The organism is Pseudomonas fakonensis, assembly GCF_019139895.1.
In the GTDB taxonomy this organism is placed as follows: domain Bacteria; phylum Pseudomonadota; class Gammaproteobacteria; order Pseudomonadales; family Pseudomonadaceae; genus Aquipseudomonas; species Aquipseudomonas fakonensis.
On the sequence record NZ_CP077076.1, the window covers coordinates 4,497,999 to 4,513,770 of the forward strand.

12 protein-coding genes and 2 pseudogenes are annotated in these 15,772 nt (G+C 65.7%); 6 read left to right on the forward strand and 8 right to left on the reverse strand.

From position 1 onward, the window contains the following. The first annotated feature begins 160 nt into the window (after positions 1–160). The 3 genes from KSS94_RS19735 to KSS94_RS19745 all read left to right on the forward strand — a co-directional run bounded on the left by KSS94_RS19735 (position 161) and on the right by KSS94_RS19745 (position 5,273). Positions 161–1,534: a TolC family outer membrane protein gene (locus tag KSS94_RS19735; protein ID WP_217839753.1), complete on the forward strand. Its 1,374-nt coding sequence runs from the start codon at positions 161–163 to the stop codon at positions 1,532–1,534. A gap of 78 nt (positions 1,535–1,612) precedes the next feature. Further along, entirely contained in the window at positions 1,613–3,748 is a 2,136-nt protein-coding gene (locus KSS94_RS19740) for a type I secretion system permease/ATPase (RefSeq protein ID WP_217843629.1), read from the forward strand. A gap of 169 nt (positions 3,749–3,917) precedes the next feature. Then, entirely contained in the window at positions 3,918–5,273 is a 1,356-nt protein-coding gene (locus KSS94_RS19745; protein WP_217839754.1) for an HlyD family type I secretion periplasmic adaptor subunit, read from the forward strand. A gap of 126 nt (positions 5,274–5,399) precedes the next feature. Here the strand turns inward: KSS94_RS19745 and KSS94_RS19750 are convergent, their stop codons facing one another. The 4 genes and pseudogenes from KSS94_RS19750 to KSS94_RS19760 all read right to left on the reverse strand — a co-directional run bounded on the left by KSS94_RS19750 (position 5,400) and on the right by KSS94_RS19760 (position 8,842). Next, positions 5,400–5,999 carry a tRNA-uridine aminocarboxypropyltransferase gene (locus tag KSS94_RS19750; protein ID WP_217839755.1) on the reverse strand — a complete coding sequence of 200 codons (600 nt, stop codon included), beginning with the start codon at positions 5,997–5,999 and terminating at the stop codon, positions 5,400–5,402. A gap of 254 nt (positions 6,000–6,253) precedes the next feature. After that, positions 6,254–7,228, reverse strand: a pseudogene (locus KSS94_RS27635) (methyl-accepting chemotaxis protein); the annotation flags it as partial. A gap of 285 nt (positions 7,229–7,513) precedes the next feature. After that, positions 7,514–7,861: pseudogene (locus KSS94_RS27640) on the reverse strand (PAS domain-containing protein); the annotation flags it as partial. A gap of 87 nt (positions 7,862–7,948) precedes the next feature. Beyond that, entirely contained in the window at positions 7,949–8,842 is an 894-nt protein-coding gene (locus tag KSS94_RS19760; RefSeq protein WP_217839757.1) for a LysR family transcriptional regulator, read from the reverse strand. A 226-nt stretch (positions 8,843–9,068) separates the two neighbouring features. On the opposite strand from KSS94_RS19760, the gene speB reads away from it, so the two are divergent. Continuing rightward, entirely contained in the window at positions 9,069–10,019 is a 951-nt protein-coding gene (gene speB / locus KSS94_RS19765) for an agmatinase (RefSeq protein ID WP_217839758.1), read from the forward strand. 218 nt (positions 10,020–10,237) lie between these two features. Further along, complete coding sequence (locus KSS94_RS19770) at positions 10,238–11,617, forward strand: sodium:solute symporter family protein (RefSeq protein WP_217839759.1); 1,380 nt, start codon at positions 10,238–10,240, stop codon at positions 11,615–11,617. A 140-nt stretch (positions 11,618–11,757) separates the two neighbouring features. Here KSS94_RS19770 and KSS94_RS27420 read toward each other — a convergent pair whose 3' ends face one another. Then, entirely contained in the window at positions 11,758–11,886 is a 129-nt protein-coding gene (locus KSS94_RS27420) for a PA1414 family protein (protein WP_263975034.1), read from the reverse strand. Positions 11,887–12,010: 124 nt separating this feature from the next. Further along, positions 12,011–12,904, reverse strand: a complete 894-nt coding sequence (ptrR, locus tag KSS94_RS19775; protein ID WP_217839760.1) for a putrescine utilization regulator PtrR — start codon at positions 12,902–12,904, stop codon at positions 12,011–12,013. Positions 12,905–13,009: 105 nt separating this feature from the next. Between ptrR and KSS94_RS19780 the strand changes: the two genes are divergently transcribed. Further along, entirely contained in the window at positions 13,010–14,182 is a 1,173-nt protein-coding gene (locus tag KSS94_RS19780) for an MFS transporter (RefSeq protein ID WP_217839761.1), read from the forward strand. A 55-nt stretch (positions 14,183–14,237) separates the two neighbouring features. Here the strand turns inward: KSS94_RS19780 and KSS94_RS19785 are convergent, their stop codons facing one another. Then, positions 14,238–15,164 (reverse strand): DMT family transporter, encoded by a 927-nt coding sequence (locus KSS94_RS19785; protein WP_217839762.1) that lies wholly within the window; start codon positions 15,162–15,164, stop codon positions 14,238–14,240. Positions 15,165–15,262: 98 nt separating this feature from the next. Continuing rightward, on the reverse strand, positions 15,263–15,667 hold the full coding sequence (locus KSS94_RS19790; RefSeq protein ID WP_217839763.1) for a transcriptional regulator: 405 nt from the start codon (positions 15,665–15,667) through the stop codon (positions 15,263–15,265). Between the last annotated feature and the right edge of the window lie 105 nt (positions 15,668–15,772).

The following is a 15,772-nucleotide window of genomic DNA, read 5'->3' on the forward strand; positions in this document are numbered from 1 at the left end:
TAAGTTTTTTTTCGCATATAGCTTATGAAAAATTCTTCTTAGCTTGCCCCATAAATGTTCTTAGCTCTGTTGTTACAAGCCTGAAACGGTTTGATACCTATATTTCGTCATTTTTTTGGCGATCGCAGGACATTTTTGAGAGACCAGGGAGAAGTACCCCATGCGCGCTTTAACCCCCATCACCAGTGCAATTCTGTTGGCCATGGCATGCGCCAACAGCCAGGCGATGTCGATTAACGAGGCCGTTCAAAACGCGGTAGACCAGCACCCCGAAATCAGCGCCAGCCGCAACAGCAGGCTGTCGGCCGACGAGGATGTGAAGTTCGCTCGCGGGGGCTACTACCCCACCGTCGACCTGGTCGCAGGTTACGGCCGCCAGCGCTCGGACAACACCAACACCCGCGGCTTCAACCCCGACGGCACGCGCAACCACAATAAAGAAACCCTCAACTACACCCAGTCCGAACTGCGCCTGCGGCAGATGCTGTTCGACGGCTTCAACACCTCCAACGAAGTCGGCCGCACCGAGGCGGTCGCTGCCTCGCGCGCCTACTACACCCAGGCCACCGCCGAAACCGTGGCCCTGCGCGCCGTCGAGGTGTACCTCGAGGTGCTCAAGCGCCGCGAGCTGGTGACCCTGGCGCGCAACAACCTGCAGGCGCACCTGCGGGTCAACGACCAGATCGGCCTGCGCAGCGAACGTGGCGTGGGCAGCACCGCCGACCTTGACCAGTCCAGCGCCCGCCGCGCTCTGGCCGAGAACAACCTGGACACCGCCGAGGTGGACCTGGCAGATGCCGAGGCCAACTTCTTCAGTGTGATCGGGCGCGTGCCCGACGAGCTGGAAGCGCCCACCTCCATCAAGCCCGAAGTGCCCGCCGACCTGCAGGCCGCGCGCCAGGGCATGCTGGAGAACAACCCCTACCTGAAGTCGGCCCAGGCCGACGTGCAGTCTGCCGAGCAGCAGTACGAAGTGGCCAAGTCGCCCTTCTACCCACGCCTGGACGCAGTACTGGCCACTGGCGCCGACAACAATACCGGCGGCCAGAAGGGCCACGCCAACAATGACTGGCAGGCCGGCGTCGAGCTCAGCTACAACCTGTTCCGCGGCGGCAGCGACAAGGCCCGCCTGCAGTCCGATGCGCACAAGATCAACCAGGCCATGGACATCCGCAACAACGCCCTGCGCCAGCTCAACGAGAACCTGAACCTGGCCTGGAACGCCATGAACAACGCGCGCAAGCAAACCCCCAGCGCCCGCGAATATGCCGAAACCACCCAGCGGGTACGTGCCGCCTATCAGGACCAGTTCGGCCTGGGCCAACGTACCCTGCTGGACGTACTCGACAGCGAGAACGAGCTGTACAACGCCAACCGCCGCTACACCGAGGTGCGCTACACCGAGGAGTTCTCCATGTACCGCCTGCTGGCCAACATGGGCGAGCTGCTGAGCAAGCAGCGCATTTCACTGCCGCCGGAGGCGATCGCCAAGACCGAAGTAAGGAATGAGGCCCGCTTGCCCGACATGCGTTAAGCACTGGACGAAACACGGACCTTTCAGCCAGCGCCCGTTCCCCGTCCACTGCGGCAGGAGTAGGCCATCGTGACCAGTATGCAAAGTGCGCAACCGCGCCAGGATGTTGATGATCCACTGCTCGATGGCCTGCTGATCTTGTGCAAGCTGCATGGCTGCACCGCCAGCCGCGCCAGCCTGTGCAGCGGCCTGCCGCTGGCCGGGCAAGGCCTGGGCCTGGCCCTGCTGCCCCGGGCCGCCGCCCGGGCCGGCTTGCAGGCACGGGTGCTGCGCCGTGAGCTGTCGGCAATTTCCGCCCTCAACCTGCCGGTGCTGCTGATCTTGAACGACGGCCGCAGCGCCGTGCTGCGGCGCTGGGGCGATGACGGCCAGGCGCTGCTGCTGCCGTGCGAGGCCGAAGGCGGCGAACAGTGGGTCGAAACCCAAACCCTGGCCGAGGCCTACAGCGGCCAGGCGCTGTTCGCCCGCCCCCGGCACGCCCTGGAAGATGCACGCGCGCCACTGCTGCCACGGGTCAACGCCTGGTTTCGCGATACCCTGCGCCACTCCCGCTGGCTGTACGGCGACGCCCTGCTGGCCAGCCTTTTGATCAACCTGCTGGGCCTGATGGTGCCGCTGTTCGTCATGCAGACTTACGACCGCGTGGTGCCCAACCAGGCGCTGTCGACCCTGTGGGTGCTGGTGGCCGGTTTGTTCATCGGCACCGCTTTCGAGCTGGTGTTGCGCATGGTGCGCGCGCACCTGCTGGACCAGGCCGGCAAGAAGACCGACCTGATCCTCTCTGCCACCCTGTTCGAGCGCATCACCGGCATGAGCATGAAGGCCCGCCCGGCCAGCATCGGCGGCTTCGCCCAAAGCATCCACGACTTCCAGGGGCTGCGTGAATTCCTCACCGCGGTCACCCTCACCAGCATCATCGATCTGCCCTTCGTCGCCCTCATGCTGCTGGTGATCGGCCTGCTCGGCGGCTGGCTGGTGCTGATTCCGCTGATCGCCTTCCCGGTGGCCGTGGGCCTGGCATTGTTCATCCAGGTGCGCCTGCGCGACACCGTGCAAAAAAGCCTGAGCCTGGGCGCGGTGCGCCAAGCCCTGCTGATCGAAACCCTCGGCGGGCTGGAAACGCTTAAAGCCTGCGGCGCCGAAAGCGAGCGCCAATACCAGTGGGAGCACACCAACGGCGCCATCGCCCGGCTTGACGCCCACGCCCGCAACCTGTCGTCGCTGGCCAGCAACGGCACGCTGTTCATCCAGCAGTTCTGTGGCATGGCCACCATCGTTGCCGGGGTGTACAGCATCATCGCCGGTAACCTCAGCGTCGGCGCGCTGGTGGCCAGCTACATGCTCGGCAGCCGGGTGCTGGCCCCGCTGGGGCAGATCGCCGGGCTGATCACTCGCTACCAGCAGGCGCAGCTGACCATGCGCAGCACTGACGCGCTGATGAGCCTGCCCCAGGAACGCCAGCATGAGCAGCAAGCCCTGGAGCACACCGCGCTGCAGGGCGGCCTGAGCATCAGCCACGCCAGTTTTCGCTACCCCGGACAAACCGCCCCGGCGCTCAACGATGTTCACTTCAGCCTCACCCCCGGCGAACGCATCGGCATCATCGGGCGCAGCGGCTCGGGCAAGAGCACCCTGGCGCGGTTGATCATGGGCTTTCATCACCCCGACGAGGGCCAGGTGCTGCTGGACAACCTCGACCTGCGCCAGCTGGACATCGCCGACCTGCGCAGCCAGCTGGGCTACGTGGCCCACGACCTGCCGCTGCTGGCCGGCAGCCTGCGCGACAACCTCACCCTCGGCGCCCGCCATGTCAGCGACGCACGCATGCTCGAAGTGGCCGAGCTGACCGGCGTCAGCGAGCTGGCCCGCCAGCACCCGCAAGGCTTCGACCGCCCGGTGGGCGAGCGCGGCCAGTTGCTGTCCGGTGGCCAGCGCCAGGCCGTGCTGCTGGCCCGCGCGCTGCTGCTGGAGCCGCCGCTGCTGGTGCTCGACGAACCCACCAGCCACATGGACAACAGCAGCGAAGACCAACTGCGCCAACGCCTGCTGGCCTGGGTACCGGGCAAGACCCTGCTGCTGGTCACCCACCGCACTTCGATGCTGAGCCTGGTGGACCGGTTGCTGGTGCTGGACAACGGCAAGATCGTCGCCGATGGGCCGAAGGATGCGGTAATCGATGCGCTGCGCAAGGGGCGCATCGGTTCGGCGTTTTAGCAGACATTGGTCATGGCATGGCACCGGCTTCGCCGGTGTTCGCGGCTAAAGCCGCCCCTACAGGTATCACATGACTTTCAACCTGCAGGAGCCGGCTTGCCGGCGATGAAGCCGGCACAGGCAACACAAGCAAGTTGCACCAACCACTCTTCCTCCAACGAGGTAGCCCATGTCCATCAGCCACAGCATCCGCAGCTACCTCCACGGCCCCGACGCACGCGCCGAACGCGACTACATGCCGGAGCTGGCCGGTGCCACCCTGCAAGACTCGCCAAGCCTGTCGCGACTGACCGTGTGGCTGGCCGCCATCCTGCTGCTGGTGGCAGTGGTCTGGGCCAATTTTGCGGTGCTCGACGAGGTCACCGTCGGCGAGGGCAAGGCCATCCCTTCGAGCAAAGTGCAGGTGGTGCAAAACCTCGAGGGCGGTATCGTCACCGAGATTCTGGTGCGCGAGGGCCAGATGGTCGACAAGGGCGCCACCCTGCTGCGCCTGGACGACACCCGTTTCAAGTCCAACAAGGGCGAAAGCGAGGCCGACCGCTACGCCCTCACCGCCCAGGTAGAACGCCTGTCGGCCGAGGCCGAGGGCAAACCGTTCGTGGTCTCCGACGAAGTACGCGCCAAGGCGCCGCAGGTGGCCGAGGACGAACTGGCGCTGTACGACTCGCGCCAGCGCCGCCTGGCCAGCGAAAAACAGACCCTCAACGAGCAATTGCGCCAGAAAACCCAGGAGCTGGCCGAGTTTCGCTCCAAGGCCGACCAGTACCGCTCGGCGGTGGGCCTGCTGCAGCAGGAGCTGGACATGTCCGCACCGCTGGTGAGCAAGGGCGCGATTTCGCCGGTGGAGATCCTGCGCCTCAAGCAGCGCACCGTCGAGGCCCGCGGCCAGCTCAACGCCACCAACCTGGCCATCCCCCGGGCCGAGGCGGCGATTGCCGAAATCCGCAGCAAGGTGCAGGAGTCCGATGCCACCTTCCGCTCCGAGGCCGCCAAAGACCTCAACGACAAGCGCACGGAGCTTTCGAAGATCACCGCCACCAGCATCGCCATCGACGACCGGGTCAACCGCACCACCGTGGTGTCGCCGGTACGCGGCATCGTCAAGCTGCTCAAGGTCAACACCATCGGCGGCGTGGTACAGCCGGGCAGCGACCTGGTGGAGATCGTGCCGATAGAAGACAACCTGCTGATCGAAGCGCGGGTACGCCCGCAGGACGTGGCCTTCCTGCACCCGGGGCAGACGGCGATGGTCAAGTTCAGCGCCTATGACTACAGCATCTACGGCGGCCTCAAGGCCAAGCTCGAACTGATCGGTGCCGACACCGTCACCGACGACAAGGGCAACGCGTTCTACCTGATCCAGGTGCGCACCGACAAGAACCACCTGGGAGGGGACAACAAGCCGCTCTTGATCATCCCCGGCATGGTGGCCACGGTGGATATCATCACCGGGCACAAGAGCGTGCTGGATTACCTGTTGAAGCCGGTGTTCAAGGCGCGTACCGAGGCGTTGAGGGAGCGTTAGGTTACCTATGCCGGCCTCTTCGCGGGTAAACCCGCTCCCACAGGTACTGCGCAGCACTCACGGGCACTGATATCTCTGTGGGAGCGGGTTTGCCCGCGAAGAGGCCGGCACAGCAAAAACCTGGCTTCAACCTTCGCCATGATTTCGTGTGAAGGTCTCTACGCCCATGGCGCTGATCTGCCCCTCGATCAACGCCTCGAACGGCCGCAGCAGCTCATCGAAACTGCCCGGCGCCTCCAGCACGTTCAACCCCTGCACCACCGCCTCGATAGTCGACAGCGCCCCGGGCTCCGGCGCCTTGCGCAGCCGGTAGCGTGATGGCGTCACCTGCTCCAGGGTCACCCGCGGCAAGGCCTCCAGCAGCGGGTTGAGGTAGAGCATCTTGCGTGCCTTGCGCCAGGTGCCGTCGGGGACGATTAGCAGCAGCGGCAGGTTATCGCTTTGAGCATAAGGCTGCAGTACCTCGGCCTCATCCCCGGGGAACAACAGCGCTGGCCGGTAGCCAGGGGTGGCCAGCAGCGCCTGCAGGTCATCGAACACCTCGCCCACCCGCAGTTCGGCATTACGCAGGCCGAGGGCGGCCAGGCGAGCGGTGTTCAGGGCATGGGAGGTTTCGCTGGGGTGCTGCAACAGGACCACGCGGGTGCGGCTGGCCAGGCTTGGGATCAGCGGGCATAGGCAATGGGCGAGCGGGCGCTGGCAGCGCTCGCAGCGGGGTCTGGGCATGGCGGGCTCCTTCGGGGCGCGCAGTTTGCCACAGGGTGATGCCCAGGCGGGAATTCCGGGCCACGTTGCGGGCTATCGCGACACAAGGCTGCTCCCACAGGTACAGCACGGTGGCTGGCACCGGCTGTGCCGGTGTTCGCGGGGCAAGCCCGCTCCTACAGGGATAGCGCTGGCCTGCTGAGCTGCGCGGTAGCTGTGGGAAGCGGCCTTGTGTCGCGATGGGCCGCAGCGCGGCCCCCGCCATTGGCACGCTCTCAGCGGTTGAAGCGCTCCGCCAGGCTGTGCAGGTACTCGGCCATGCGCTCCAGGTCCTGGCTGATTTCGGCGCCCTGGCGCGCTTGCCCTGCGCTTTCGTCGCACAGGTGGGCGATGCGCACGATCTGCTGGTTGATGTCTTCGGCCACGTGGCTTTGCTGCTCCGAGGCCGTGGCCATCTGCTGGCTCATGCCGGTGATGCGGCTGACCGCCTGGGCGATACCCGCCAACGCCGCCTGCACCGCCTCGACACTGTGCACGCTGTCCTGGGAGATCTGCTGGCCACGGCTGGCGCTGGCCACCGCGCGGTCGGCACCAGAACGCAGGGTGGCGATGATGTGGTGGATTTCTTCGGTGGACGAACGGGTGCGCTGGGCCAGCGAGCGCACCTCGTCGGCGACCACCGCAAAGCCCCTGCCCTGCTCGCCGGCACGGGCCGCCTCGATGGCGGCGTTGAGCGCCAGCAGGTTGGTCTGCTCGGCAATCGAGGTGATCACGTCCACCACGCTGCCAATCGACTGGGTCTGCTCGGCCAGGGCGTTGACCGCCTGGCCGATGTCGCTCACCGCCTCGCGCATGCTGCCCATGGCGCGCAGGCTCTGCTGCGCCAGGTCGCTGCCCTGCTGGGCCAACTGGTCGGCATCACTGGCGGCGTGGGCCGTGCTCTGCACGTTGTGGGTAACCTGCTGAATGGTCGCGGCCATCTGCGCGATGGCAGTGGCCGACTGGTCGGTTTCGCTGCGCTGGCGGTCGAGCATCTGCGCCTGGGCATCGGACAGATCGGCGGACTGTGCGGCCCGTGACTTGACCCCCACGCCGGCATCCACCAGCCGCGTCAGTGCGGTCTGCAGGCGGGCTTCTTCGCTGAGGATGGCCAGGTCCAGCTGGCCGCGCAGGCCGGGGTTGTCGCTGTAGGTCAGGGCCACCAGCGGGCTGGTGAAGGCCTTGGGGTGTTCGTCCAGGGTGCGGCGGATGGCGCGACTCTGCTGGTTCTCGATCAGGTACCAGGCCACAAGCAGGCTGGCCATCAGTACACCCAACGCCGCGTAGGGCGCCAGCCACAGGTAGGCAGCGGCTGACAGCAGCCCGGCACCGAGCAGCGGCCAGCCACTGCCCACGCCATTGACCAGCCGCGCCGCCAGGGCCACCGGCGAACGCCCGCCGCGCAAACGCGCATACAGCGCCTCGGCTCGGCGGATCTGCTCACGGGTGGGCACCGAGCGCACCGACTCGTAACCGCTGATGCGGCCGTTCTCGTAAACCGCCGTCACATAGGCGCTGACCCAGTAGAAATCGCCGTTCTTGGCGCGGTTCTTGACCACGCCCATCCAGGGCTTGCCTTGCTTGATGGTGTCCCACATGTGCGCGAACACCGACGGCGGCATGTCGGGGTGGCGCACCAGGTTGTGCGGCTGGCCCACCAGCTCGTCGTAGGTGAAGCCGCTGATGGCGACGAAGGCGTCGTTGCAGTAGGTGATGCGGCTGCTCAGGTCGGTGGTGGAAATCAGCCGCTGGTCGTTGGGAAACGTTCTCTCGCGTTCGGTGACGGGCAAATTCATGCGCATCGTTGGCGATCCCTTGCTTATCCAGATGAGTGGGAAAATCATCAAAGCAAGTAGAGGTTTAGCAGAAGGCCAGCACCGCAGCGGTCAAGTTTTGTAGGAAATTCGCTCGTTCTGACGGAACGTGGGTATTCAGCCTACGTTGAGCTGGCTCTTGAGCAGGTCGCGGAAGGTCTGGATCAGGGGTTCGCGGCTGCGGCCACGGCGAATGATCAGCGAAAACGGCGCCTGATAGCCGAAGGTGGCCGGCGACAGCACGCGCAAATCGCCCTTGTCGACCCAGGCCTGGGCGTAATGCTCGGGCAGGTAGCCGATGTAGGCACCGGAGAGAATCAGGATCAGCTGCGCCTCCATGCTCTCCACCGTTGCCGCACTGTGCTTGAAGCCATGCCGGGCCAGTTCGGCCTGGCTCCAGTAGCCGCGCCCGACCATGCGCTGCTGGGTAACCACCGGCTCCGGGATGCGCCGCTCGGCGAACAGCGGGTGGCGGCTGCTGCAGTACAGCCAGTGCTGCTCGCGGTACAGCGGCTGGTACAAAAGGCCGCTCATGCGTGAAGAGAACGCGCCGATGGCCAGGTCCAGGCGGTTGTCCTGCACCCCCAACTGCAGCTCGTAGGGGCTGGACACCGACAGGTGCAGGTGTACCGCCGGGTGCTCCTGGCTGTAGGCGCCGATGGCCTCGGCCAAAGGCAGGGCGCGGTCGCCGACGGTGGAGTCGATCACCCCCAGGTTGAGAGTGCCGCGCAGCTCGCCCTTGAGCGCCGCCGCGTACTGTTCGAAGCCGTCGAGCTCGGCCAGCAGGCGCAGGGTCTCCTGGTGGAACAGTTCGCCCTTGCTGGTCAGGCTGAAGCCGCCCCGGCCACGGTGGCACAGCACGATACCCAGGGCGCCTTCCAGCTGGCTCATGTAGGTGCTGATGGCCGAGGTGGACAGGTTGAGGTCGCGCTGGGCATTGGCGAAGCCCTGGTGGCGCACCACGCTGGCGAAGATGCGCAGCAGTTTCAGGTCGGGCAGCGATGAGGCCATGGCGCGAAGGTCCGGCGGGCTGGAAATGCGCAGAGTCTAACGCGCTTGCCGGCCGATAGTTCATAAATCTCTGAAGTAAGTTTTTGTCGGTAGCGATTCTTCCCCGGCACTACCTTGCGCAGACTGCGGCGAAATGTCCCTGCCCGCCGGCATTCGTTACAGCTCGAGGCGCGCGGCGGAACAGGTTCGAACAAACAGAACAATCGACCGACTGATGAGGCCCACCGTGGACAAGATTCTCCACCAACCACTGGGCGGCAACGAAATGCCGCGTTTCGGCGGCATCGCCACCATGCTTCGCCTTCCCCACCTGCAAAGCCCCGAGGGCCTGGACGCCGCCTTCATTGGCGTGCCGCTGGACATCGGCACCTCGCTGCGCTCGGGCACCCGCTTCGGCCCACGGCAGATCCGCGCCGAATCGGTGATGATCCGCCCATACAACATGGCCACCGGTGCCGCCCCGTTCGACTCGCTGTCGGTGGCCGACATCGGTGACGTGGCGATCAACACCTTCAACCTGCTGGACGCCGTGCGCATCATCGAAGAGGCCTACGACCAGATCGTCGAGCACAACGTGATCCCCATGACCCTGGGCGGCGACCACACCATCACCCTGCCGATCCTGCGCGCCCTGCACAAGAAGCACGGCAAGATCGGCCTGGTGCACATCGACGCCCACGCCGACGTCAACGACCACATGTTCGGCGAGAAGATCGCCCACGGCACCACCTTCCGCCGCGCCGTGGAAGAAGGCCTGCTCGATTGCGAGCGCGTGGTGCAGATCGGCCTGCGCGCCCAGGGCTACACCGCCGACGACTTCAACTGGAGCCGCCGCCAGGGCTTTCGTGTAGTGCAGGCCGAAGAGTGCTGGCACAAGTCGCTGGAACCACTGATGGCCGAAGTGCGTGAAAAAGTCGGCGGCGGCCCGGTGTACCTGTCGTTCGACATCGACGGCATCGACCCGGCCTGGGCCCCAGGCACCGGCACCCCGGAAATCGGCGGCTTGACCACCATCCAGGCGATGGAGATCATCCGCGGCTGCCACGGCCTGGACCTGATCGGCTGTGACCTGGTCGAAGTCTCCCCACCTTACGACACCACCGGCAACACCTCGCTGCTGGGCGCCAACCTGTTGTTCGAAATGCTCTGCGTGCTGCCGGGTGTGGTGCGGCGCTAGCCGAGAGAAAAACCTTCCCTGTGGGAGCGGGCTTGCCCGCGATAGCGATCGCGGGCAAGCCCGCTCCCACAGGTGCACTGCAAGCCCGTTGAAAGTACCCCGGCAGGAGCCATCCGGGAGGGCCATAGAGGCCCGCCAACACAAGACAGAGCCGCCGGGCGCCGTGACAAGCCCGGCCGGCCGATCTCGCCATAATAAAGATAATCGGGAGACCCCCAATGGCCTTGGACATCATCGTTGTACTGATCTATGCCGCCGGCATGCTCGCCTTGGGCTGGTACGGCATGCGGCGCGCGAAAACCCATGAAGACTACCTGGTGGCCGGGCGCAACCTCGGGCCCACCCTGTACATGGGTACCATGGCCACCACCGTGCTGGGCGGTGCCTCCACCGTCGGTACCGTGCGCCTGGGCTATGTGCATGGCATTTCCGGCTTCTGGCTGTGCGCGGCACTGGGCCTGGGCATCATTGCCCTGAACCTGTTCCTGGCCAAGCCGCTGCTGCGCCTGAAAATCTTCACCGTGACCCAGGTGCTGGAGCGCCGCTACAACCCCATGGCACGCCAGGCCAGCGCAGCGATCATGCTGGCCTACGCGCTGATGATCGGCGTTACCTCGACCCTGGCCATGGGCACCGTGCTGCAGGTGCTGCTGGATGTGCCGTTCTGGATGGCGCTGCTGTTCGGCGGCGGCGTGGTGGTGGTGTACTCGACCATCGGCGGCATGTGGTCACTGACCCTGACCGACATCGTTCAGTTCGTGATCAAGACCGTGGGCCTGATGTTCATCCTGCTGCCAGTGTGCCTGTACAAGGCCGGTGGCTGGGACGCCCTGGTAACCAAGCTTCCAGCAGCCAGCTTCAGCTGGACCACCATCGGCTGGGATACCATCATCACCTACTTCCTGATCTACTTCTTCGGCATCCTGATCGGCCAGGACATCTGGCAGCGGGTGTTCACCGCCCGTGACGAGAAGGTCTGCCAGCGTGCCGGTACCACCGCCGGCGTGTACTGCGTGCTGTACGGCCTGGCCTGCGCGATGATCGGCATGGCCGCCCATGTGCTGATGCCGGACCTTGCCAACCCCAACAACGCCTTCGCCGAGATGATCAAGGGCCAACTGCCCGAGGGCATCCGTGGCCTGCTGATGGCCGCCGCCCTGGCCGCGATGATGTCCACCGCCAGCGCCGGCCTGCTGGCCGCCTCCACCACCCTGACCGAAGACCTGCTGCCCAAGCTGCGTGGCGGCAAGCAGTCGAGCCTGGGCATCAACCGCCTGTTCACCCTGCTCACCGGCCTGGTAGTGCTGGGCATCGCCCTGGCGGTGAACGATGTGATCAGCGCCCTGACCCTGGCCTACAACCTGCTGGTGGGCGGCATGCTGATCCCGCTGATCGGCGCGATCTTCTGGAAGCGCGCCACCACCGCCGGGGCCATCGCCAGCATGTCGCTGGGCTTTGCCACCGCGCTGTTCTTCATGTTCAAGGATGGCCTGGATGCCAACACGCCGATCTACTACAGCCTGGCCATCGGCCTGGTGAGCTTTGTGGTGGTCAGCCTGGCCTCGCGCAAGCCGGCTGCGGCGGTGAACCTGGCCTGAGGGATAGCCGTGGCTGGACTGGCCCTATCGCCGGCAAGCCGGCTCCTACACGAGCCAGCTTGCCGGCGATGGGGCCCTCGGCAAAAACGCAAAAGGCCGCTGCATCGAAAAGATGCGGCGGCCTTTTTGCTTGCTCTGAATCAGCGGCGGCGCGGCTGGCGCTTGCGCTGTTCTTCGTCGCTGGGGATCGGCACCGGCTGTAGCGGTGGTGGCAGCAAGCCCAGGGCGACGGCAAGGTCGTGGAGCCAGTTGTACATGTGTCGGTTCATAATGCCCCCTTGACGGGTCAGCCTCACGGTCAATCAATTCTGCGATGCTTCATACAGATCATAGTCCGATGTCCTGCATTACGCATACGCCTGTTCTTACAGATAGGGGCGATTTTGACCCGGATCAAGCACTGGCCGCAGCTTCCGACGGTCGGTCAATCGTTTCGCTTTGTTGCAAGTCGATCCACGCCTGCAAGTTCGCCCCGCGCATGCCCTGGCGCCACATCAGCCAGGTAACCGCCTGATCGAAGGGTGCCTGCAAGCGATGGGCACGCACCCGGTCGCGGCCCGGCAGGCTGTCGAGCATCGACTGGGCCATCAGCGCCACCCCGGCCCCGGCGATCACGCAGGCCAGCATGCTCTGGTAGGACTCGATTTCCATCACCCGGCCCATGGGCGTATGGGCATGGGCGTACCAGGCCTCCAGGCGCATGCGGTACGAGCAACCCTGGCGGAAGGTGAATACCGCCTTGCCGGCGACATCCCGCGCAGTGTGTACCGGCGGGTGCTCGGGGCTGGTGATCAGCACCAGGGTTTCGTCGCATAGTGGCACACCATCCAGCCCGGCCAGGCTGGGCGGGCCATCCACCAATGCGGCATCGAGCTTGTGGCTGAGCAGCCCTTCGAGCAATTCGCCGCTGGGTGCGGCCTGCACCTGCAGGTTCACGGCCGGGTAGGCCTGGTGGTAGCGCGCCAGCAGCCCGGGCAGGTGGATGGCCGCCGTGCTGTACATGGTACCCAGTACAAAGTCGCCCGCCGGCTGGCCACCCTGCACCGCCGCCACCGCTTCGTCGCGCAACGCCGAAAGGCGGCTGGCGTAGTCGAGCAGTACCTTGCCGGCCGGCGACAGCTGCAGGCGCTGGCGTTCGCGCAAAAACAGCTCCACGCCCAGTTGCTCCTCGAGCTGGCGCAGGCGCGTGCTGAGGTTCGACGGCACCCGGTGCAGGCGCTCGGCGGCGCGGGTCACCGAGCCCTCCTCGGCCACGGCCTGGAAGATGCGCAGTTGGCTGAACTCCATGACATTCTCCAAAACAGAACAACTTGATCATCATTATTCAATTTTATTGAAAGTCAACTCGCCCTACCCTGCCATCCATCGCTCACCTTCGGCAGGAGACTCGCCATGCCACCCTTCGTGCAACTGCTGGCCAGCGCCGTGGCCCTGATGATGGCCATGGGTATCGGCCGCTTCGCTCTCACCCCGCAACTGCCGCGGTTGATCGCCGAGGGCCAGTTCGACCTGACCGCCGGCGGCCTGATCGCTGCGGCCAACTACCTCGGTTACTTCCTGGGCGCGGTGGATGGCATGTTCACCCGCAAACCCGTCCAAGTGCGCTTGCGCCTGCATGGCGGGCTGTGGCTGTGTGTGCTGCTGACCCTGGCCTCGGCGGAGGCCGACGGGTTCTGGAGCCACTTGCTGCTGCGCTTCGGCACCGGCGTTGCCAGCGCCTGGGTGCTGGTGATGATCACCAGCCTCAGCCAGCAACTGGCCAATGCCCATGGCCGCCAGCGCCTGGGCGCCCAGGTGTTCGCCGGGCCCGGCGCCGGTATTGCGTTGACCGGCCTGCTGGCGCTGCTCGCCCATTTGCTGGGGCTGGGCTCTTCGGCACTGTGGCTGATCTACGGGGTGGCCGCGCTGGTGATGCTGCTGGCCGTGCTGCCATGGCTGCCGCGGGCGATGGAAGCTGCACCGGCACCCGCGACAGTACTCAACAACCCGACGCGCGGCAGCGGTATTGGCCGGCTGGGGCTGGTGTATGGCCTGTACGGTATCGGCTATATCCTGCCGGCCACCTTCCTGTCACAGATGGCCAGCCAGCAGTTTCACGGCCAGTGGCAGGCCGACCTGTTCTGGCCGGCATTCGGCCTGGCAGCGGCCTTGGGCGTGGTGCTGGTCAGCCTGCGCCGACCGGGCCGCACGTCGGGGTGGCTGACCATCACCTTGTGGCTGCAGGGCCTGGGGGTGCTGGCCTGCCTGCTGGGCGGCGGCATCGGCCTGGGGCTGGGTGTGCTGCTGTGCGGTGGGCCGTTCCTGGCCTGCATGCAACTGGTGATGCAGCGCTCGCGGGAGCTGGCGCCCCATGCCACCCAGCGCAATGCCGGGCTGCTGACCGCCTGCTTTGCCTTGGGGCAACTGAGCGGGCCGCTGCTGGCGGCGCTGAGCAGCCATTTCAGTGGTGGTTTGCAGCCAGCACTGGTGCTGGCGGCGGCGGGCTTGGTGGTTGCAGGAGTTTTGGTGATCAGCGCCGGCACCGGGCGCGCCGAAGGCTGTGCCGGGCTGCAACGGGTGGGTTGACCGGGCCGGCCCTATCGCCGGCAAGCCGGCTCCTACAGGGGCGTGGCCCTGCGCGCTAGCCCACTACCTTGCGCAGTTGCTGGCGCAGCCACTGCTCGGCGCTGACCATGATCACACCGAGCAGCACCATCACCGCGCCAATCACGAAGTTCAGGCTCAAGGGTTCATCCAGCAGCACCACACCGAAGGTCACGCCGAACAGCGGGGTGATGAACGAAAACACCGCCAGGTTCGACGCCAGGTATTTGCGCAGCAGCCAGAACCAGGTCAGGTAGCTGATGAACGACACCACGATGCCCTGGAACAGCACACTGCCCACCGCCAGCGGGGTCAGGGTGAAGTCGCCGATCTGCCCGCTCAACAGGGCGATCAGCACCAGCCCGGCAAAGCCCACCGCCAGTTGGTAGAACAGCGTCAAGGTCGCTGGCGCCTCGGACAACCGCGAGCCACGCACCACCACGGTGGTCGCGCCCCAGGCCAAACCGGCAAGAATGGCCAGGCCGTCACCCAGCAGCATCTGCCCGTCCAGTTGATCCAGCGAAACCCCACCGGCAAAGGCCAGGGCAATGCCGGCAAAGGCCAGCAGGATGCCCAGCCACTGCAACAGCCGCAGGCGCTCGCTGGGCATCATGAAATGCAGCCCCAACGCGGTGAAGATCGGCGCGGTATAGAGGAACACCGACATGTGCGCCGCCGAGGTCAGCTTCAGGCCCTCGGCAATGAACAAAAATTCAAGGCCAAACAGCGCACCGGCCAGCAGCCCCGCACGCCAGGTGCTGCCCACCTGCGCCCAACCGCCGCGAAAACATACCAGTAGCCCCACCAGCACGGCGGCGATGCCGTTACGAAAAGCCGCCTGCATCACCGGCGCGATGTCGACCGCAGCCGACTTGATCAGCACCTGCTGGCAGCCCCAGATCAGGCACAGCACCAGCATCACCTGAAAGGCGAAGGCGTCGGGATTCTTGCGGGCCTCGCTCATGGGCGGGCCCCTTTTGCATGTTTGGTCATCGGCAAGGCTCGGCAGTCGAATGAAATTCAACCCCGATTATTCATGGCCCTACCCTGCCAGCGCCAGCCCTAGATGGCGCCGCCTGCGATCTGCGCCTTGGCCGACACCTGTTCGAAGGTGGTTTCGTCCAGCGCATCGTCCTGCTCGTCGAGCACATGGCGCGGGTGCTCGAAGCCGGGGATGCTGCTGTCGATCAGGCTCAGCAGGCGCGACCCGCGCTCGGTAAGCACGAAATTCTCGCCGTTGCCGCCGTCTTCTTCGGGGCGGCTCTCGATGTAGCCGCGCTCGAACAAGAGCTTTTCGTACTCGCAGGCGCGGGTTTTCAGGTGGTCCAGATCCCCCGGCGCCTCGCCCTTGGCGGCCAGCGCCGCGGCGTGTTGTTCGGCATAGGGGCGCGGGGTGAAGCTGTGGCCGGCGCCGTTCTGTACTTCGTGCAACAAGCGCTCGATCAGGTCCCAGTCGTAGCTGCTCATGGAGCGGGCCTCCTGCTGTGGACGGATGGGGTACACAGGGTGTGGACCTGCGCGTGGCTCCAGGCGTTCCGCGAAATTTCGCCCGGCATGCATTGCCCCCATACC